The sequence below is a fragment of the Nocardia wallacei genome, assembly GCF_029869545.1.
In the GTDB taxonomy this organism is placed as follows: domain Bacteria; phylum Actinomycetota; class Actinomycetes; order Mycobacteriales; family Mycobacteriaceae; genus Nocardia; species Nocardia wallacei_A.
In genome coordinates this window covers 20,323-38,263 of the sequence record NZ_JARWQD010000209.1, presented here as the reverse complement: position 1 = coordinate 38,263, position 17,941 = coordinate 20,323, and the positions used below count along the sequence as shown (strand labels likewise).

Here is a 17,941-nt window from a genome sequence, read left to right as displayed (position 1 = left end):
TACCGCCCTGCCCTTTTTCTTCGACACGGGCGTGTACAAACCCCGGGGGCCTTATCATCATAGCGTGCCCCCCCTCATCTATGTGCCTCTCCCAACCCCCGAGGAGATGGGCGACGCCGGTGCGGGCGAACCGGTCGTCACCGTCGGTTAGCCGAGCCGGGGATGCGTTCGTGACACCGGGCGCGGTCGTGTGTGGTGTAGCGCTCCCCACACCGGAACAGCAGCGTATTCGTACTCTTCGTGGCAGGCTGTGAGTCGTGCGGAGTGTGCTGGAGCCGACCCGCCGGACGAGGACTTCCGGCGCTCGCCAGCTCGCGAATCGCGATCTGGCACAGGTGCTGCAAATCCTGGACACCGACCCGGTGGCCAGCTGTATGGTTGCCGCGCGTCTGCAGGAGCACGGGCTCGACCCCCGGGGCGGTCAGGCGGAACTGTGGAGCCGCGGCGGCCCGGTCGCCTCGCTGTGCTTCTCCGGGGCGAATCTGGTGCCGTTGCGCGGTGGTCCCGACGATCTGCGCGCCTTCGCCGAGCGGGCGGCGCGGTGGCCGCGGGTGTGCTCGTCGGTGGTCGGCCGCCAGGAACTGGCGCTGCCCCTGTGGGAGATGCTGTCGCAGCGCTGGGGCCCGGCGCGGGATCTGCGGGCCGATCAGCCGCTGCTCGCGCTCGACGGTCCCGCCCGCGCGGTGCCAGACCCCCGGGTGCGCCGGGTGCGTGCCGACGAATTGGATCGGTACCTGGTCGCCGCCGTCGCCATGTTCACCGAGGAGATCGGGGTGGATCCGCGCGTCGGCGACGGCGGGCGCAGCTATCGGCGGCGCGTGGCGAGCCTGATCCAGGCCGGTCGCGCCTGGGCCCGCTTCGAGGACGGCGAGGTCGTGTACAAGGCCGAGGTGGGCGCGGTTTCGCGGCGCACCGGGCAGATTCAGGGCGTGTGGGTGCACCCGCAGTGGCGCGGCCGGGGCGTGGGCACCGCGGGGACGGCCACGGTGGCGAATGCGGTGGTCGCGTCCGGCCGCACCGCGAGCCTGTACGTCAACTGCTACAACGAGGCGGCCCGCCGCGCCTACGCCAAGGTCGGTTTCCGCCAGATAGCCACCTTCGCCACGGTCCTGGTCGACTGATCCCGGCCAAAAGCATGCCGGGAATGAGTGTTCGAGGCATGCCGGGATTGAGTGTTTGTGGCGTGCCGGGATTGAGTGGTGAGCCATGCCGGGATTGAGTGGTGAGCCATGCCGGGAACTGGGTGGTTCAGGTGTGTCGGGAACTGGGTGGTTCAGGTGTGTCGGGAATTGAGTGGTTGAGGTGTGCTGGGAACTGGGTGGTTGAGGCGTGTCGGGAACTGGGTGGTTCAGGTGTGTCGGGAACTGGGTGGTTCAGGTGTGCCGGGAACTGAGTGGCTAAGGCGTGTCGGGGATTGAGTGGTTGTGGTGTGCAGGGGGGTGAGTGGGTTGTGGTGTGGAGGGTGGGGTGGTGGGGCACAGTGTGTCGTTGGGGTAGCGGGGGGTTGGCTGGATACGATCGGGTTGATGGTGGTATCCGAAAGGCGTTGTGGGCGGCGTGGTCCCGGGTGGGGGCCGAATCTTTCGTGCCGGGGGCCGATCGCCGTGCTGGTCGCGGCCGTGGCGGTCGCGGCGGGCGGTTGTGCGGCCGAGTCCCAGGGGCCCGTGCCCGCGGCGGACGATTTTCTGGCCGCGTTCGCCCGGCACGACGTGCGGGCGGCGGCGCAGCTCACCAATCAGCCCGGAAAGGCAGGCGGCGCACTGGCTTCGGCGTGGGACAAGCTGCAGGCCGAGCAGCTGAGCGCGGATACCGGGGCCGCGCGCGTCACCGGCGACACCGCCACCGTCGAGTACACCTATACGTGGCGGCTGCCGAGGAACCGCGTCTGGACCTACTCCGGCGAGCTGCAGATGGGGCGCAGCGAGGGCCGCTGGCAGGTGCGCTGGACGGCATCGGACATCCATCCGAAACTCGGTGACACCCAGACCATGGAGCTGCGGGCCACCCCGGCGCCGCGCGCCCGGGTCAACGAGCGCTCGGGCGCCGATGTGCTGATTCCCGATACGGTGCATCCGATCTCGTTCACGGCGAGCGCGGCGCCCGATCCCGGGTATGTGGCCGACACCCTCGCCGCGGCCCTGCACCGCTTCGACGAGGACCTGACCGCCGACACCATCCTCTCCCGGGCACGCAAGACCTCCGGCGCGTACACCGTCGCGACGCTGACGGACAAGGAGTTCGACGAGGTCGGCGCCCAGCTGCTCGGGCTGCCCGGCGTGAGCACCGGCAATCAGGCGGATCTGGTGCCCGCCGACCGCCGTTTCGCCCCCGACCTTATGGCGCAGGTCCGCAAGACCGTCATCGACGAGGTGGACGGCAAGGCCGGCTGGAGTGTGGTCACCGTCAACGCCAACGGCGCCGACGTCGACGTGCTGCACGAGGTGGCGCCGCAGCCGGCGCCCTCGTTCTCGCTGAGCATCGACCGCAATGTGCAGAACGCCGCGCAGCGAGCGGTCGACGTGCGCCCCGACCAGACCATGATGGTGGTGCTGCAGCCCTCCACCGGCGCGGTGCTGGCGGTGGCGCAGAACAAGGCGGCCGACGCCGACGGTCCCGTCGCCACCTCCGGGCTGTATCCGCCGGGCTCCACCTTCAAGACGGTGACCGCGGCCGCCGCGATGGCCGAGGGCACCGCGACGCCCGACACGGTGGTGCCGTGCCCGAGCCGCATCGTGATCGGGGAGCGGACCATCCCCAACTACGAGCTGTTCACCATCGGCGACGTCCCGATGGCCACCGCCTACCAGCGGTCCTGCAATACGGCCTTCGCGAAGATCGCCAGCGAGCTGCCCGCCGGTGCGCTCACCGACGCCGCGGCCCGGTTCGGCATCGGCCCGGACTACACGGTCGTCGGCCTGCCCACGGTCTCGGGATCGGTGCCGCCCGCACCGGACAAGGTGCAGCGCACCGAGAACGGTATCGGCCAGGGCACGGTCGTGACCAGCCCGTTCGTGATGGCCCTCGCGGCCGCCACCGTGGCCCGCGGTTCGGTGCCGACGCCGTACCTGATCGGCGGCTACGAGACGAAGGTCGCCGGGGACCGCCCGGAGCTGTCCCCGGCGGTGGTGCGGGGGCTGCGGACGATGATGCGGATGGTGGTGGTCGGCGGGACCGCCGAGCGGATCGCCGATCAGGGCGAGGTATATGGCAAGACCGGCGAGGCGGAGGTGGAGGGCGGCTCGCATTCCTGGTTCATCGGCTATCGCGGCGATATGGCCTTCGCGACGCTGCTGGTGAAAGGCGGGAGTTCCGATAATGCCGTCGCGGTTACCCGGGATATGCTGACGGCCCTGCCACCGGGGACGGCATGATCTCCGGAAATGCGACGACCGGATGCCTGGGGGAGTGAGGCATCCGGTCGCCGGGTCGCATTCGAATGTGTTCGTCGGTGTTTATGGCGAGTGCACCTCCATTCCGCTCGTCGCCGTCGGGGCGGCGTTCCCAACGGGGGATTCGGCCCCGACGGACGCGTCGCCGAGTATTTCCACGGCGCCGGTGCCGGCCAGGAGCATCCCTGCGGTGATGAGGGTGAGCGTCGAACGCTTCATGGTCTTCTCCCTTGTGGGGTGAGCGAGATCCAATGGGCTCGAACTATCGGTCGCCGGCTGTTAGCCGACTCGAAAAACGGTAGAACGCCAGCAATCTCCGGGACAACCCCCGGTGCGCAATAGCACAGGTCCCCGAATTAGTGCCGCAGGTCACGGGCGTGTCGGTGATCTTTTTGTTATTCGGCCCGGCGCAGACTGGCGGCCAGATGGTGCTGTTTCGGCTGTCCGGCGGCGGCCATGCGCAGCGTGTAATCGATGGTGTCGCCGGACAACCGGAGCGAGCGTCCCAGCGCGGTCACGATTTTCGCCGTGGAGCTGAGGCCGATGTGGGTGGAGTCCAGTTCCATGCTCAGGCCGCCGTCGGCGACGTCGAAGCTGCCCTCGCAGATCTCGGTGATCCCGGTCGGGTGGGCGAGGATCAGTTCGATGCGATCCGGCCCGGCGCAGCGCAGGTAGCCGGTCTCGGCGTGCAGCGAGCGGCCGTCTTCGGCGTGCCGGGTGCGCTGGCGGTAGGTGAGGAACGGACGGCCGACGTGGCCGAAGGTGACTTCCTCGTGGTAGTCGAACGACTCGATGGTCGGGTACTCGCCGTGGCCGGAGCCGCGCCAGGTGCCCAGCAGCGGGGCGAGGTGGGCGATATCGGGATGGGGCGCGACGGGAGGCTGGGGTTCGAGCACGGCGGTCAGCATAGTGGCCGCGGGCGGCGCGGGTGGGCGGACGACGCGCTCGGATCGGGCGAATAGGGGTGACCGGCCTTGACACGGTGCGAACACGCCGTCCGGAGCGAGGGCATCGAACGCCGGGCGGTATTCGGGCGGTATCTCTGATGAGATGAAGGCACCTGCCGTCCGCGCACGGGGAGGGATACGCGATGGGGATCGATGTGCTCGCGCGACCCGGGGCGCCGCCGGTTCCCCGGCGGTCGGCGGTGCGGCAGTGCTGGGTGCTGGCGTTGCGGCTGGTCCGGCCCTCGCTGCGGAACGGGGAGGTGCTGACCGCGCTGCTGTCGCCGGTGGTGTTCACCGTCGGTTTCTATGTGCCGCTGAACCGGGTGATGAGCTTCGCGGGGCACGGGCTCAGCAGCTATGCGCAGTTCCTCATGCCCATGATCGTGATGCAGGCGGTGTCGTTCTGCGGGACGGCGGCGGCGTTCCGTTCGGCCACCGACGCGCGTGACGGACTGGACGCCCGCTTCGCGACGATGCCCATGCCGTCGGTGGCGCCGCTGGCGGCCCGGACCGTGGCGGTCGGATACCGGATAGTGATCGCGCTGGTGTCGGCGCTGGTCTGCGGGCACGTGATCGGATTCCGGTTCTACGGCGGCGGATGGCACACCGCCGGATTCCTCGCCTTCTCCCTCGTGCTCGGGCTGCTGCTGGGCCTGATGGGCGATCTGCTGGGGGCGCTGTCGAGGAGTCCGGAGGCGACGACGCAGGCACTGGTGCTGCCGCAGCTGATCCTCGGCATGGTGTCCACCGGATTCGCCCCGGCGAACCAGTTTCCGCGCTGGATTCAGGGTTTCGCGCGGAACCAGCCGGTGTCGCAGTTCATCGGCGTGCTGCGGGTGCTGGCGGGCGACCGGTCCGGGCGGGCCGGGGCGGTGAGCTGGGCCGCCGTCGGGCCGGGGCTGGCGTGGGCGGCGTTGGGGCTGGTGGTGTTCGGCGGTGCGTCGGCGGTGGTGGCCGTGCGGAGGCAGCGATGACCGCGAGCACAGGGGCGGCGCGGACGCCCGGACCCGGCGGAGTGGGAGCGGCGGTGGTCGATCTGCCCGTGGTCACCGCGCGTACCGAGTCGGGCCGATATCTTTTGCCGCAGACGGCGATTCAGACCCGTAGGCTGCTGAAGCGCTGGCGCCGTGACCCGTTGACGATGGCCCAGTCGCTGATCTTCCCGGCGCTGCTGCTGGTGATGCTCGATACCGTGCTGGGGCGCCAGATCTCGGCGTTCTCGGGGGCGAGCGCGTTGTACGGCTCGGTGCCCATGGTGACGCTGGTATCGGTGATGTCGGGGTCGCTGGCCGGTGCGATCACGCTGGGCCGCGAGCGCGACGACGGCCTGCTGGCCCGGTTCTGGGTGCTGCCCGTCCATCGGGTGTCGGGGCTGCTGGCGCGGATCGCCGCCGAGGGCGCCCGCATCCTGACCTGCACGCTGGTGCTGTTCGCGGTGGGGGTGCTGCTCGGGCTCCGGTTCCGGCAGGGCTGGGCCGCGGCCGTGGCCCTGGTGGGGGTGCCGCTGCTGTACGGGCTGGGTTTCGCCACGCTGGTGACCGCGGTCGCCGTCTACACCGCCAAACCGGCTCTGGTGGAGGCGATCTCGCTGGGCTCGTCGCTGCTGATGTTCTTCTCCACCGGATTCGTCCCGCTGGCCGCCTACCCGGCCTGGGCGAAACCCATTGTGGCCCACCAGCCCATGTCCTACGCCGTCGACGCCATGCGCGGGCTGTCTCTGGGCGGCCCGGTGCGCGGCCCCCTGCTGGCAACCGTCGCCTGGTCGGTCGGCGCGATGGTGCTGTTCGCCGTGCCCGCGATAGTTGGCTACCGCCGCGCCAGCCGCAGCTGAGCACCTCTCACTTCAGGTCGTCGGCTACCTCGGCGATCAGCGCCGTGGAATCGCGTGGGCTCAGGGCCATGGCGCGGAGCTGGTCGAACATCACCCCGAAGCGGCGAATCTCGTTGTGGCCCTCCACGATATCGTCGCCCGCGATGCCCTCGACATAGACCAGTTCCGGGTCGGCCGGGTCGTGGAAGTCCAGCACCACGAACGAGCCGACCATGGCCGGGTGGGCCCCGGCGTCGAACGGCAGCAGCTGCAGGATGACGTTGCGCTTCTCCGACTCCTCGACCAGCCGCAGCAGCTGCCCCCGCATCACCTCGCGGCCGCCGACCACGCGCCGGATCGCCGCCTCGTCGAGCACCACCCACAGCTCCAGCGGCTCCTCCTTGGCGAGGACCTTGGCCCGCTCGAAACGCGCGCGCAGCCGCTGCTCGATGACCGCGGCCTCGACCTTCGGCATGGCCGTGTCCAGCACCGCCACGGCGTACTGCTCGGTCTGCAGGAGCCCGGGGATGAACGAGGTCTGGAACAGCCGCGCCGAGAGCGCCTCGTTCTCGAAGTTGATATAGGCGGCGTAGACCTCCGAGACGGCCGCCTCGAACGGGCGCGACATGCCCGGCTTCTGCGCCTCCTGCAGCAACTGCAGGGCATCCGCGCGCTGCGGTTCCTCGACGCCGTACAGGTCGAGCATGGCCATCAGGGTGCGCCGCTGCGGTCGGGCCTGGGCCGTCTCGATGCGGTACAGCGTGGTGACGTTGATACCGGTGCGGGCGCTGACCACCTCCTTGCTGACCCCGGCGTGTTCGCGCATCTCGTGCAGCAGCGCGGCCAGCCGCCTGAGCTGGACCGTCAGCACCGTTCGCTTGCCTGCCATGGCGAGCGCTCTCCTCTGTGCACTTCGCGGAACGCGCGGCCGCGTTCCTGCCTTGTCGGAGCCCGCTCGGCAGCGCTGAGCTGCGGCGGGGGCATTCATTGGCCAAGAGCGTACCTGCTGCAACCGTGGCGAGGGCGGGTATCCGCGGTGCCGGTGCCGGTCGGCGACAGGTGCTTTCGTCGCCGGTGGGCCCGGGAATCGGGCATCGGGTGCCGCCGTCGCCTACGCTGCGTGGCATGACCGAGGTTCCGGGGCGAGCCACCATCGGGCAGGCCGCCGGTCGGCGGCAGGTGGTGGCGTGGGGGTTGTGGGACTGGGGGTCGGCGGCGTTCCAGGCGGTCATCCTCACCTTCGTCTTCTCGGTGTATCTCACCGATACGGTGGGCGACGATCTGCCCGGCGGGATCTCGGCGAGCGCGTGGCTGGGCTGGGCGTTGGGGTTGTCCGGACTGGTGGTCGCGCTGACCGCGCCGGTCAGCGGGCAGTGGTTCGACGCCACCGCGCGGCGCAAGCGCGCGCTGGGACTGCTGACCGGTCTCACGATCGTGCTGATGGCCGGAATGTTCTTCGTGCACGACGACTATCGCGAGCTGTGGCTGGGCCTGCTGCTGCTCGCTCTCGCCTCGGCGGCGTTCGAATTGGCGGGGGTGCCCTACAACGCCATGCTGCGGCAGGTCTCCACCCCGGCGACGATCGGCCGGGTCTCCGGATTCGGTTGGGCGATGGGGTATTTCGGCGGCATCGGGCTGCTGCTGATCTGCTATGTGGGTTTCATCGCCGGGGACGGCGAGACGCGCGGGCTGCTGGGTGTGCCGACCGCCGACGGGCTCAATATCCGGCTGGTCGCGGTGCTGGCGGCGGTGTGGTTCGCCGCCTTCGCGCTGCCGGTGCTGCTGGCCGTGCCGGAACTCCCGCGCACCGATGCCGATCCGGGCGCCGCGCGGGCCGGATTTCTCGCCTCCTACCGGGTGCTGTGGCGCGATCTGCGCGAGCTGTGGGCGGCCGATCGGCGCACGGCGGGGTTCCTGCTGGCGAGCGCGATCTTCCGGGACGGTCTGGCCGGGGTGTTCACCTTCGGCGCGGTGCTGGCCGTGCGGGTGTACGGCATCTCCGACGACGATGTGCTGCTGTTCGGCATCGCGGCGAATGTCGTTGCGGCACTGGGCGCCATCGTCGCCGGGCGCTTCGACGACACGGTCGGTCCGAAGGCGGTCATCGTCGCCTCGCTGGCCGCGATGCTGGTCTTCGGCACCGCGCTGCTGATGGTCTCCGGGCCCGTGCTGTTCTGGGTGTTCGGCCTGCTGCTCACGGTGTTCGTCGGTCCCGCGCAGTCCGCCGCGCGCAGCTTCCTCGCGCGCCTGGCGCCACCCGGCCGCGAGGGCCAGATGTTCGGCCTCTACACGACGACGGGCCGGGCGGTGTCGTTTCTGGCTCCGGTCATGTTCGGCCTGTTCGTCTGGGCCTTCGGCGCCGACCGCGCGGGCATCGTCGGCCTGCTGCTGGTGCTCGCCCTGGGCCTGATCGCCCTGCTGCCCGTGCGGCCGCCGGACCCGGAGTCCTGAGCAGCCTGCTGCCCGCGGGCGCCGGACCCGGAGTCCTGAGCTCGAGGGGCAAGGCGCTGCATGTGGCGACTTGCCCGGCGGGTCAGGCGTACCGGGTGCTCGGCGGCTGCTCGGGTCGGCGGCCCGGATCGGACCGGCGGCGGGTGCGTTTACCGCGGGCGACCTCGGTGGCGAGGGCGTCGAGCGGTTGGGCGAACTGCTCCAGCGGGTCGGTCAGCCCGGTGAGCCAGGTCTGTGCCGCGTCGACGCCTGAGCGATCGATCGCGTAGATGCGGCGCGGGCCGTCGACGCGGACGCTGACGAGTCCGGCCTCGCGCAGCACCTTCAGGTGCTGGGACACCGCGGGCTGGGAGATCGGCGTATAGCGCCGCACGCCGTCGACGACCGCGCTCGCGGGCATTTCACCGGACGCCAGCAGTTCGAGAATGCCGCGGCGTACCGGGTCGCCGAGGGCCTCGAAGATCTGTGGCGGCTCGCTCATCAGGGCTGCGGGTCCTCCTCGGGCACGATCGTGTAGAAGCCGATCGTCTGCTCGGCGGCGGCGTGCGCCGCCACCGGATCGTCGCCGTCGCCGACGGCCGCGTCGGCCCAGCCGGAGGCCGAGGAGCGCACGAACTCCCTGCCCTCGGGCGTGGTCGGGAACGCGGCCCCCTCGGCCGGGTCGACCGGGGCTCCGCTGGCCACGTGCAGGCCCAGGCCCATCAGGGCGAGATCCCAGCCGACGCCGACCGCGCCCGGCCCGAACTGCGACCAGAGGTCCGGATCGACCTGTGCCTCGTGCACCAGTTCCAGCAGGGTGCCCTCGCCCTCCGGGGTGAGGCTGATGGTCAGCCATGAGATCTGCGGGCCCATCTCCCAGGTCACGTCGAACCGCTCGGGTGCCTCGCAGCGCTCGACCACCCCGCCCGCGTTGCCCTCGAGCTGATACCGGCCGCCGACCCGCAGGTCGCCGCTGATCGGCAGGAACCAGCGCGGGATCCGCTCGATATCGGTGAGCGCGTTCCACAGGTCGGACCGATCCGTGGGATAGCTGCGCCGGGCGACGGCGATCTTGGTCGGCGCGCCCTCGCGGGCCCCGGTGCGGATCTCGCGAGACACGAGACCGGCGATGGCGACGGGGTCGGTGAGCATGGACATAAGTTACTCCTTAAATAGGTTGTGACTTATGTTAGCTCACCGGGCGGCCGTGGTCGAGGGCCGTCGACTCGATGAGGGCGGCCAGTTTCGTGGGGCATTCGAGGTGTGCGGCGTGGCCCGCCCCGGGGATCGTGCGGACCCGAGTGCCCAGGTGGGCGGCCACAGCGCGGACCGAATCATGGCGCGGGGGTGGAGAATTCGCCCCGACGGTCAGGGTGATGCGGTCGGCGGCGGCCAGGGGTGCCGGTTCGAAGCCGCGGAACATCGCGAACTCCGCGCGGACCGTCTCGAGCGTCGCGGGCGTATCGGCCGGACGCCAGCGCGGACCGTAGAGGGCGCGGCCGAATCCTTCGATCCCACCGGTGGCCAGTGCGGCGGCGACGTGGTCGAGCAATCCGGGGGCCAGCGACCCGGCCGCCGGTTCGTGCAGCAGGGCCCCGGCCAGGGGGATGCCGCGGGCCGCCAGCTCGAGGCCGAGGGTCGCGCCGCCGCTGACGCCGACGACGAACGCGCCCGCGCAGTACGGTGCGAGATAAGCGATTTCGGTGTCCATCTCACCGGACTGCGGGCGGTCCGGGCATAACACCTCACCCGGCCCGCGCAGTGCGGCCGCGGTGGCGGCCCACACGCGCGAGTCGGTCGCCGCGCCGTGGATCAGCACGATCCTCATACGGTCGCGGGCGCCACGCCGAGGGTGGCGAGCAGGTCCGCGGAGGCGGCGACCGCGCCGAAGATGCCGCCCTGCATGGTGATCATGCTGAGCGCGGCCTCGTGGTGGCGGCGCTCGGTCGCGCCGGTGCAGTCCGACAGCACCAGGCATTCGTAGCCGCGGTCGTTGGCCTCGCGCATGGTGGTGTGCACGCAGACGTCGGTGGTGATGCCGGTGATGATCAGGTGCGTCACGCCGCGGGTGCGCAGCACCAGATCCAGATCGGTGGCGTAGAAGGCGCCCTTGCCCGGCTTGTCGATCACGGGTTCGCCGGGCAGCGGCGCGACCTCGGGCACGATCTCCCAGCCCGGCTCGCCGCGGACCAGGATCCGGCCGCAGGGCCCGGTGCTCCCGATCTCCGCGCCCGCCCGCGCCGAGCGCCAGCGCTTGTTGGCGGGAAGGTCGCTGAGGTCCGGGCGATGTCCCTCGCGGGTGTGGACGACGGTCATCTCGAGGTCCCGTGCCGCGGCGAGCACCCGGGCGGTGGGTTCGAGTCCGGCGCGGGTGAGCGCCAGGTCGTATCCCATCCGGTCGACGTAGCCGCCGGGCCCGCAGAAGTCGGTCTGCCAGTCGATCAGCAGCAGGGCCGTGCGGGCCGGGTCGATGCCGCCGTCGTAGGGCCAGGCGTACGGGGTGGCGGCGGTGAGGGGTGGAAATGTCATGCGGGGCAATCCTTCCGGTCGCGTGCGGTCAGGGCGGAGCAGACGGTGAGGAGCAGGGCCGCGGTGACGAAGCCGACCACGGCATCCGACAGCCACGGCGCGAGCCGGTGGGTGAGCAGGGCCGCGGCCGCGCCGCCCGCCCATCCGGCGAAGGGCTGCCAGCGCACGGCGCGGGCGGTCGCGGGGGAGCGCAGCCGGGTGCGCGGCAGGACCAGCTGGTCGAGGATCACGACCGCGCCGATGGGCGGCACGATCACGCCGAGCAGATTCAGCCACTGCTCGAAGTAGGTCCAGATCCCGGCCACCGCGAGCAGTACCCCGACGGCGCCGAGAATCAGTGTCAGCGTGCGCATCCGGCCCGCGGTGAGCTGACTCCAGCCGACCGCGCCGTTGTACAGGCAGTGCGCGCACACCGAGCCGAGATTGATGAAGACGAACGCCACGGCCAGCGGGACCAGCACGCCGCCGTGACCGATCAGCAGGCCGAGGAAGTTGCCGCCGTCGGTGCCGGGATCGGTGGCGCCGCCCAACGCGACGACCAGGCCGCCGACGAGCAGGGCGATGGAATTGCTCACGGGGAACGCGGAGGCCGCGGCCAGGAATCCCTCGCGTCCGTTACGCGACCATCTGGTGAAATCGGCTGTCATGGTGCCGGAGTCGATGAAGGAGGCGATCACCAGGGTGACCGCGGCCCCGAAACTCAGTGCGGCACTTCCGGCCCCGCCGGGATAGCCGGTGGGCGATCCCGAACCATCCTGCGCGGCAAGGTATATCGCGACGGCGCCGAGCGCGATGTACACCGGGGCCGCGATCACGCCGATCACCGACAGCGCCCGAATGCCCAGCAGGGTCAGCGCGATGAAACCCAGCCCGGCCGCCAGTGTGGTCGCCCGCTCGGGCCAGCCGAGGCTGTCGTGCAGGATCGCTCCGGCCATGCCGGTCTGGAAGGCGAACCAGCCGATCACGATGGTGGCCAGGAATGCCGACGGTACGGCCGCGGCCTTGGTGCCGAAGGTTCTCGCGGCGGTCAGGGCGAAGTTCTCGCCGGTCCGTCCGGCCAGATAGCTCAGGGCTCCGACATACAGCATCAGGCAGAGGTTCCCGGCCGCGATCGCGAGCAGCCCGCGCCAGAACCCCAGCGAGTAGACGATGAGGCCGCCGAAGATGGCGCAGGTCAACACCATTGGGAAACCGAACCAGACCGCGCCGACCGACGGCAGGCGCCGCCGATGGCCCGGCGGTACCGGTGTCGTTTCGAATTCCTCTATGTCCCAAGTGGTTTCGGGAACGCGTACGGTCGCTGTCATGGCTGATCGCTCCTCGCCGGAGTGGGTAGTTCGTAGATCACCGTGATGCTGCCCCCGCCGGACGGGCCCTGATGTTCGGCACCGCCCGAAACATAAACGGCGCCATCGCCTTTGAGTGCCGACAGCAGCCCGCCGACGGCGGCTCGGGCGTGCCGGGTGGCGTTGACGTCGGAGTCGGTGAGCATGGTGTGCCGCAGGCCGCGCACGGTACCGGCCGGGTCGGCCTCGGCCTTGGCGAAGATCTGGCGGACCGTTCCGTTCTCGGCCCGGACGCGATCGAGCAGCGCGGTGACCGACGCGACGTCGAGCGCGTCGGCCATCTCGCCGTGCAGGGCGCGCAGCGGGTTCGCCGCCGACCTGCTCTCCGCGACAACGAGGACGTGGCAGTCGTCGAGTTCGGCGCCCGCGCTGGTGGAGGCGCGGGCCGAGGACACGTCTCCGTCGCCCGACAGCGCGCGCAGGGCCGTGGGCCGATCGCATTCCTCGAGCGCCCAGGCGATTGCGAGGGCGCTCGCCGCGCGCGAATGCGCCATGGACTCGTAGGTGTCGGTGGCGACCGGCTCGGCGCCCGCCGCGCGGATCGCGGTGATCTTGTCCGAGGTCAGCAGCGGACATTTCACGATGACCAGATGGGTGTCGGCGGGCCCGGCCCCGAGTTCGGCGAGCAGTTTGGCGACCGTCTCGCCGACCGCGTCCACCTGGGCCGCGCGGCCGATCTCGCCGGGCGCGAGCACCCGGGTGCGCCCCGCCGCGGCGACCAGCCCCCGATCGAATCCCGGGTGGCGCCGATCGTCGCGGACGAACAGGTTGACGTGCGGACTGAGCACACCCTCGGTGCCGCCGGAGAACACCGAGACGGCCGCCGGGGGCAGGTGGGGCTCCCAAGCCGCCGCGGCGAGCGTGCGACTGAAGTCGTTGACGCAGCCGTTGCCCTCGGTCTTGCCGATCACGGCGACCAGATCCCCGGCGGCACAACCCATGTGGTCGAGAACGGCGAGTGCGCCGAGATCGCCGGGTCCGGCGGTGGGGACGGTGAGCAGCGAGACACCGGTCATGCGGAGACCTCCTCGGTCGTCGATTTCGGTTGTGGCGCAGCGGGGCTCGGCTCGTGATCCGGCCGCGTGCGCCGCAGGGCGCGGGGGAGCGTGAGGTGATTGAAGATCAGATTGAGAACGAACGCGACGAGCACCGTGCTCGTAATCGCCCCGCCGAGCACGATTTTCGCGGCGGACGGCAGTTCGGCGTAGATCTGCGGCGCCACGATCGGAATCATTCCGACACCCATCGCGAGCGAGACGATCACCAGGTTGTCGTTGCGGGCGAGGTCGGCCTGCGCGATGGTGGCGATGCCGACACCGGCCACGGTCGCGAACATGACCAGGCTCACCGCGCCGATGACCGGCCCGGGCAGGCTCGCCACCACCTCGCCCATCTTCGGCACCAGCCCGAGGATCACGAGGAATCCGCCCGCCACCGCGGTCACCGCGCGGCTGACGATGCCGGTGATCCGCACCAGGCTCACGTTCTGCGCGAAGATGGTGTCCGGGAACGAGGTGAGAAATCCGGCCAGCACCGCCGAGGCGCCGTCGGCGGCCAGCCCGCGGGCCAGCTGTGCCCGACCGGCCGGTTGCCCGGTGGTCTCGGACACCGACAGCAGATACGCCGTCGACTCGGCATAGATCACCAGCATCACCAGGCACATCGACGCGATGCCCGCGATCGGGAACTCGGGTGCGCCGAAGGCGAAGGGATTCGGCAGGCCCAGCCATCCGGCGTCGCCGACACCGCCGAAGTCGGTCATCGACAGTCCGGCCGCGGCGAACGTGCCCAGGACCAGTGCGACGAGCACCGCCGATTGCGCGAGAACCCCACGGCCGTAACGCATCAGCGCCACGATCACCGCGGCCACTCCGACCGCGAGGGCGAGGCGGGTGCCGTCCGGGGTCGTGTCGCCGAAGATCATGGTGACCGCCTTGCCGATCAACGACAGGCCGATCATGGTCACCGCCGCGCCGCGCACGATCGGCGGGAAGAAGCGCAGCAGGCGGGCGAACGGCAGCGCGACGAGGATGCCGAAGATCCCGGCCGCGATCATCGAGCCGTACACCGCGGGCAGCCCGTACTCCTGGCCGATCAGGATCATCGGGTTCACCGCGGTGAACGACGCGCCCGCCACCACCGGCATCCGGGCGCCGAGCAGCTTGCCGATCCCGACCGCCTGCACGACGGTGATGAGGCCCGCGACCAGCAGATCGGCGTTGACCAATGTCGCGATGGTGGTCTTGTCGAGACCGAGTGCGGCGCCGAAGACCAGGGGTACGGCGACGCACCCGGTGTACATCACCAGCACGTGCTGGAGGCCGAAAACCACGGTGCGCCAGGGGGATAGGCGGTTCGGCGGGGGTTCGGGGGAGCGGGAAGGCACGGGAACAACCTCCGAGGAGCGTGAAGCTGGTCCCTAAGTTGTATACAAAACGTGTTTCTCTGACGTTTCTCTGCGTTATGTGTGCGTAAAGTACGGCAGAGTGCGGGATTTTTGTATACGAATTAGCGCTGGTCGAGCTCGCCGAGCAGCTGCTCGTCCTTCGCGATGTGCTCGCTCATGAGATATCCGGCCTGCACCGGTGACCCGGTCAGGATGGCCTGGGCGATCGCCGCGTGGTCGGTCCACGAATCGTGCGTGCGCTCCCGGAGATGCTGATCGAAGATCCACGACACCCGCTGCAGCAGCGGTTCGAGCATCAGCCGGAGCTGATGGTTGCCTGCGGCCTGCGCGACGAGGGTGTGGAACCGCAGCACCAGCGGCGGCAACTGCGTGTGCGCCAGATTCATCGCCGCCGAGCGGCCCAGTTCGACGACGCGCGCGAGTTCGTCCGCGACCGCCCCGCCCCGCCGCTCCGCCGCCAACTGCGCCGCCAGCACCTCGAGCCCGCGCCGGATCTGGATCAGTTCCAGCGCCGCGGATCCGGAGGCCGCCGACACCGTGGCGCCGCGGTAGCGCACGAGCGTGACGAACCCCTCGCTCTGCAACTGCGACAGGGCTTCTCGCACGGGAACGCGGGACACGCCGAATCGGGCGGCCAGGTCGGCCTCGCGCAACCGATCGCCGGGATCGAGGCGGCCCGCGAGGATCTCCTCACGCAACGTCTGCGCGATCACCTGGCGCGGGGCACCGGCGGTCGTGTCGTGATCGGTGGTCACCCTGCCGAGCCTATCCGGGCCCACCGGTCGCGCCCGATCTCCGCCTCGGACGCGCGGCGCGACATCGCGTCCCGACGAACTGCGGACCCGACCTCCACAAGATCGCCGCCACCGGGCCTGGACGCGTACCGCGCCCTCGACAAACCGTGAGTCCGGGTCGGGCGCATCGCTGACATCCGATGAGTGGGCGGATTACGTCGTGGAGGGCGTCCAGGGAGTATCAGCGGGCTGTGGTGTGGTGGATGGTTCGCCGGTGCCGGGGTGTAGTGGATTCGCGCGTGTCTTATCCGATGCCGCTGATTCGATACCATTCGGATGGCGGAATCCGGCGAAGGTGCCGAAGGCTCCGTCCTTGTCGGACATTTCATCCAATCCGTTGGCGGGAAACTTCACGAGTTCGCCGTCGATGACGGCCTCTGCACCGCCATCGTCAGGCGACCATACGACCACCACTGCCGTGCGCTGGCTCCATACGCCTACGTCGCCGGTGATCAGTTGATGTGGATCGACGGGTTGTCCGATCGACTTCGTGTCGGACCACTGTGCTTTGGTCTTGCTGTACGCGTTGTGGGCGTCGGTTCCGTTCTTGTTGGCGATCGCCGCATCGAGAACCTGTGCGACCAGGGCGGTTACCTTTTGGGTTCGGCCGTCCGGGAACGTGTACTCGACGTCGCCGTCAGCGTCTGGGGCTCTCGGCGGCGTCCCCTCCGCTGGGCGGGGTGGGGGAGCTGACGTGGAGGGTGGGGTTGCCGTCGATGGCGGCGTTGTCGCGGGCGCAGGTGGGATGGTCGCCGGTGCCCGGCCCGCGATCCCGGGCTGCGAGTGGTCGAATCCCTGCTCATTGCCGCGCGGATCGAGTTCGTGTGGCCGACGGACGAGACCTTGGTCGGCCAGATTGCGCGCCATCATCTGCTGAGCGATCAATGGGCTCAGCCCGCCCAGCAGGTCGGACATGCCCGGTGCCGGGACTGCGGCCGGGCTGACAGTCGGCGCCGGGGGATACGGAGGTCGGGCACTCCGGTCGCCTGCGTTGCGGGTCGGTCCGGAAGGCTCGGTGATGTCGGTGCCGCCGACATCGCGGCGGCCGCGGAAGTCGCCGTCCGGCGGGGGAGGTGCAGGGGGAACGAGCGTCGGTGGGTCGAACCCACGGCGATCCTGGTGGTCACGGCCGGGACGCTCGGGCGTGGATCGGGAATTCTTCATTTGCTTCTCGAGTTCCGCAATCCGCTTCAACAGGTCGGACTGCTTGTCGATCTCGTTCGCGACCTGTTGTTGCTGCTGCACTGCTTTGCTCATGTTCTGCTCGCCGGCCTCCAGCGCCTTGGCGAGGTAGGACAGGATATGGTCGTCCTGACGGGTTCCGCGTGGTGCAACCGTCGGTGCGGAGTCGCTGACCTGTTTGATTACTCCGTTGATGGCCTCCTGTTGTTTGGTGGATATTTCGGCGGACTTCCGTGGCAGCTGCGATACTTCAACGGATGTTTCATAAAATGTTCGAAATGTTTCCGTGAGTTTGCGTGATGCGATTGTGTAAGCCGCTACCGCGCTCGCGTCGGCGCCTGAACGTTCTATGCCGGAGTGGCTGACCTGGGTGATTTGGGGCGGCTTCGGCGGCTCTTCTTTGGAGTCCTTTCCGAAGCTGTCGAAGTACCCACGGAATACTTTTGGTAGCTTACGGTACAGTAACTCTGTGGAGGCGAGGAACCTGTATTCTCTCGGATACTCCGGCGCATCCATGTAAGGCATATAGAAGTGCATCATCTCCATTGGTGGATCAACCCTCCGGTGAAGATTACCGACCGTAGTTCCCGATGTCGATTATCGGGAGCTGGTTGATGGGTGGGCTGAGGGCCGCGTGAATGTCTGTGGTGAAGTGATTTCCCACGGCGGTGCCAACAGCGGCGGTTGCGGTGCCCAACTCCATGCGACACATATGGTCTCTAGCCAGTTCCAGTCTTTCCGAGAGGCTGCCCCCTCTCCTGGACGCCAGTTCTCCGACATCTCTGAAGCTGCGCGCCAACGCTTTTCCGCCACCTTTTATCAATCCGTGGGAGGCGCCGCCGACGATGCCACCGGGCACTGCGCCGAGAACGCCGTCGATCAGACCTGCTTCGAGACATTCCTCCAATGGCTTACCCTCGAATGCGGCGACGACGCCACCAGCTGCCGCACCTAGTAGTGCGCCGCCCACCGGACCGCCGAAGGCAAATCCAACTCCACTCGCGAGCCCGGCGACGACATCGCCTGTATCGAGTCCAAGAAATGTCACATCGCCGCCTATGCCGAGGGCCGGAAGTGTATTGGCCATCCGATGATGCACGTACTCTG

Annotated in this window: 18 protein-coding genes; 5 read left to right on the top strand and 13 right to left on the bottom strand. The window is 69.5% G+C overall.

The features are described 5' to 3' along the window. Nucleotides 1-257 precede the first annotated feature (257 nt). Both QH290_RS17405 and QH290_RS17400 read left to right on the top strand, forming a co-directional pair. Entirely contained in the window at nt 258-1,121 is an 864-nt protein-coding gene (locus tag QH290_RS17405) for a GNAT family N-acetyltransferase (RefSeq protein WP_280266025.1), read from the top strand. Between the two features lie 405 nt (nt 1,122-1,526). Then, complete coding sequence (locus QH290_RS17400) at nt 1,527-3,371, top strand: penicillin-binding transpeptidase domain-containing protein (protein WP_280383933.1); 1,845 nt, start codon at nt 1,527-1,529, stop codon at nt 3,369-3,371. A gap of 81 nt (nt 3,372-3,452) precedes the next feature. Here QH290_RS17400 and QH290_RS17395 read toward each other — a convergent pair whose 3' ends face one another. Together QH290_RS17395 and QH290_RS17390 are read right to left on the bottom strand one after the other, a co-directional pair. Further along, a complete protein-coding gene (locus QH290_RS17395) occupies nt 3,453-3,608 on the bottom strand; it encodes a hypothetical protein (protein WP_280264588.1) in 156 nt (51 codons plus the stop codon). Between the two features lie 176 nt (nt 3,609-3,784). After that, nucleotides 3,785-4,297, bottom strand: coding sequence for a peroxynitrite isomerase (locus tag QH290_RS17390; RefSeq protein WP_280264586.1), 513 nt, complete (start codon nt 4,295-4,297; stop codon nt 3,785-3,787). A 182-nt stretch (nt 4,298-4,479) separates the two neighbouring features. Here QH290_RS17390 and QH290_RS17385 point away from each other — a divergent pair, with 182 nt between their 5' ends. Next, nucleotides 4,480-5,310 (top strand): ABC transporter permease, encoded by an 831-nt coding sequence (locus QH290_RS17385; RefSeq protein WP_280264584.1) that lies wholly within the window; start codon nt 4,480-4,482, stop codon nt 5,308-5,310. Further along, the gene (locus tag QH290_RS17380) at nt 5,307-6,167 is read left to right on the top strand and encodes an ABC transporter permease (RefSeq protein WP_280264582.1); all 861 of its coding nucleotides are present in this window, start codon (nt 5,307-5,309) and stop codon (nt 6,165-6,167) included. The genes QH290_RS17385 and QH290_RS17380 overlap by 4 nt, the downstream gene beginning before the upstream one ends. A gap of 7 nt (nt 6,168-6,174) precedes the next feature. Here the strand turns inward: QH290_RS17380 and QH290_RS17375 are convergent, their stop codons facing one another. Continuing rightward, nucleotides 6,175-7,035: a helix-turn-helix domain-containing protein gene (locus tag QH290_RS17375; protein WP_280383931.1), complete on the bottom strand. Its 861-nt coding sequence runs from the start codon at nt 7,033-7,035 to the stop codon at nt 6,175-6,177. Nucleotides 7,036-7,271: 236 nt separating this feature from the next. Between QH290_RS17375 and QH290_RS17370 the strand changes: the two genes are divergently transcribed. Beyond that, nucleotides 7,272-8,597: an MFS transporter gene (locus QH290_RS17370; protein WP_280383929.1), complete on the top strand. Its 1,326-nt coding sequence runs from the start codon at nt 7,272-7,274 to the stop codon at nt 8,595-8,597. Nucleotides 8,598-8,679: 82 nt separating this feature from the next. On the opposite strand, the gene QH290_RS17365 is transcribed toward QH290_RS17370, so the two are convergent. The 10 genes from QH290_RS17365 to QH290_RS17320 all read right to left on the bottom strand — a co-directional run bounded on the left by QH290_RS17365 (nt 8,680) and on the right by QH290_RS17320 (nt 17,921). Continuing rightward, the gene (locus QH290_RS17365; protein WP_280264575.1) at nt 8,680-9,078 is read right to left on the bottom strand and encodes an ArsR/SmtB family transcription factor; all 399 of its coding nucleotides are present in this window, start codon (nt 9,076-9,078) and stop codon (nt 8,680-8,682) included. Further along, nucleotides 9,078-9,734, bottom strand: a complete 657-nt coding sequence (locus QH290_RS17360; protein ID WP_280264573.1) for an SRPBCC family protein — start codon at nt 9,732-9,734, stop codon at nt 9,078-9,080. Before QH290_RS17360 ends, QH290_RS17365 begins: the two co-directional genes overlap by 1 nt. A 31-nt stretch (nt 9,735-9,765) precedes the next feature. Beyond that, on the bottom strand, nt 9,766-10,404 hold the full coding sequence (locus QH290_RS17355; RefSeq protein WP_280264571.1) for an alpha/beta fold hydrolase: 639 nt from the start codon (nt 10,402-10,404) through the stop codon (nt 9,766-9,768). Then, nucleotides 10,401-11,105 carry a biuret amidohydrolase gene (biuH, locus tag QH290_RS17350; RefSeq protein ID WP_280264569.1) on the bottom strand — a complete coding sequence of 235 codons (705 nt, stop codon included), beginning with the start codon at nt 11,103-11,105 and terminating at the stop codon, nt 10,401-10,403. The genes QH290_RS17355 and biuH overlap by 4 nt, the downstream gene beginning before the upstream one ends. After that, complete coding sequence (locus tag QH290_RS17345; RefSeq protein WP_280383927.1) at nt 11,102-12,412, bottom strand: cytosine permease; 1,311 nt, start codon at nt 12,410-12,412, stop codon at nt 11,102-11,104. The genes biuH and QH290_RS17345 overlap by 4 nt, the downstream gene beginning before the upstream one ends. After that, the gene (locus tag QH290_RS17340) at nt 12,409-13,467 is read right to left on the bottom strand and encodes a ring-opening amidohydrolase (protein ID WP_280383925.1); all 1,059 of its coding nucleotides are present in this window, start codon (nt 13,465-13,467) and stop codon (nt 12,409-12,411) included. The genes QH290_RS17345 and QH290_RS17340 overlap by 4 nt, the downstream gene beginning before the upstream one ends. Further along, nucleotides 13,464-14,837 (bottom strand): nucleobase:cation symporter-2 family protein, encoded by a 1,374-nt coding sequence (locus tag QH290_RS17335; RefSeq protein ID WP_280383923.1) that lies wholly within the window; start codon nt 14,835-14,837, stop codon nt 13,464-13,466. Before QH290_RS17335 ends, QH290_RS17340 begins: the two co-directional genes overlap by 4 nt. Nucleotides 14,838-14,959: 122 nt before the next feature. Further along, nucleotides 14,960-15,613 carry a GntR family transcriptional regulator gene (locus QH290_RS17330; RefSeq protein WP_280264561.1) on the bottom strand — a complete coding sequence of 218 codons (654 nt, stop codon included), beginning with the start codon at nt 15,611-15,613 and terminating at the stop codon, nt 14,960-14,962. Nucleotides 15,614-15,805: 192 nt separating this feature from the next. Then, nucleotides 15,806-17,380, bottom strand: a complete 1,575-nt coding sequence (locus tag QH290_RS17325) for a hypothetical protein (protein WP_280383921.1) — start codon at nt 17,378-17,380, stop codon at nt 15,806-15,808. A gap of 25 nt (nt 17,381-17,405) precedes the next feature. Further along, on the bottom strand, nt 17,406-17,921 hold the full coding sequence (locus QH290_RS17320) for a hypothetical protein (RefSeq protein WP_280264558.1): 516 nt from the start codon (nt 17,919-17,921) through the stop codon (nt 17,406-17,408). Nucleotides 17,922-17,941 lie beyond the last annotated feature (20 nt).

What these genes read in the sequence shown, in the direction of transcription:
- QH290_RS17400 (WP_280383933.1), top strand. Translation starts at nt 1,527, where the DNA reads ATGGTGGTATCCGAAAGGCGTTGTGGGCGGCGTGGTCCCGGGTGGGGG.
- QH290_RS17395 (WP_280264588.1), bottom strand. Translation starts at nt 3,608, where the DNA reads ATGAAGCGTTCGACGCTCACCCTCATCACCGCAGGGATGCTCCTGGCC.
- QH290_RS17390 (WP_280264586.1), bottom strand. Translation starts at nt 4,297, where the DNA reads ATGCTGACCGCCGTGCTCGAACCCCAGCCTCCCGTCGCGCCCCATCCC.
- QH290_RS17385 (WP_280264584.1), top strand. Translation starts at nt 4,480, where the DNA reads ATGGGGATCGATGTGCTCGCGCGACCCGGGGCGCCGCCGGTTCCCCGG.
- QH290_RS17380 (WP_280264582.1), top strand. Translation starts at nt 5,307, where the DNA reads ATGACCGCGAGCACAGGGGCGGCGCGGACGCCCGGACCCGGCGGAGTG.
- QH290_RS17375 (WP_280383931.1), bottom strand. Translation starts at nt 7,035, where the DNA reads ATGGCAGGCAAGCGAACGGTGCTGACGGTCCAGCTCAGGCGGCTGGCC.
- QH290_RS17370 (WP_280383929.1), top strand. Translation starts at nt 7,272, where the DNA reads ATGACCGAGGTTCCGGGGCGAGCCACCATCGGGCAGGCCGCCGGTCGG.
- QH290_RS17365 (WP_280264575.1), bottom strand. Translation starts at nt 9,078, where the DNA reads ATGAGCGAGCCGCCACAGATCTTCGAGGCCCTCGGCGACCCGGTACGC.
- QH290_RS17360 (WP_280264573.1), bottom strand. Translation starts at nt 9,734, where the DNA reads ATGTCCATGCTCACCGACCCCGTCGCCATCGCCGGTCTCGTGTCTCGC.
- QH290_RS17355 (WP_280264571.1), bottom strand. Translation starts at nt 10,404, where the DNA reads ATGAGGATCGTGCTGATCCACGGCGCGGCGACCGACTCGCGCGTGTGG.
- biuH (WP_280264569.1), bottom strand. Translation starts at nt 11,105, where the DNA reads ATGACATTTCCACCCCTCACCGCCGCCACCCCGTACGCCTGGCCCTAC.
- QH290_RS17345 (WP_280383927.1), bottom strand. Translation starts at nt 12,412, where the DNA reads ATGACAGCGACCGTACGCGTTCCCGAAACCACTTGGGACATAGAGGAA.
- QH290_RS17340 (WP_280383925.1), bottom strand. Translation starts at nt 13,467, where the DNA reads ATGACCGGTGTCTCGCTGCTCACCGTCCCCACCGCCGGACCCGGCGAT.
- QH290_RS17325 (WP_280383921.1), bottom strand. Translation starts at nt 17,380, where the DNA reads ATGGAGATGATGCACTTCTATATGCCTTACATGGATGCGCCGGAGTAT.
- QH290_RS17320 (WP_280264558.1), bottom strand. Translation starts at nt 17,921, where the DNA reads ATGGCCAATACACTTCCGGCCCTCGGCATAGGCGGCGATGTGACATTT.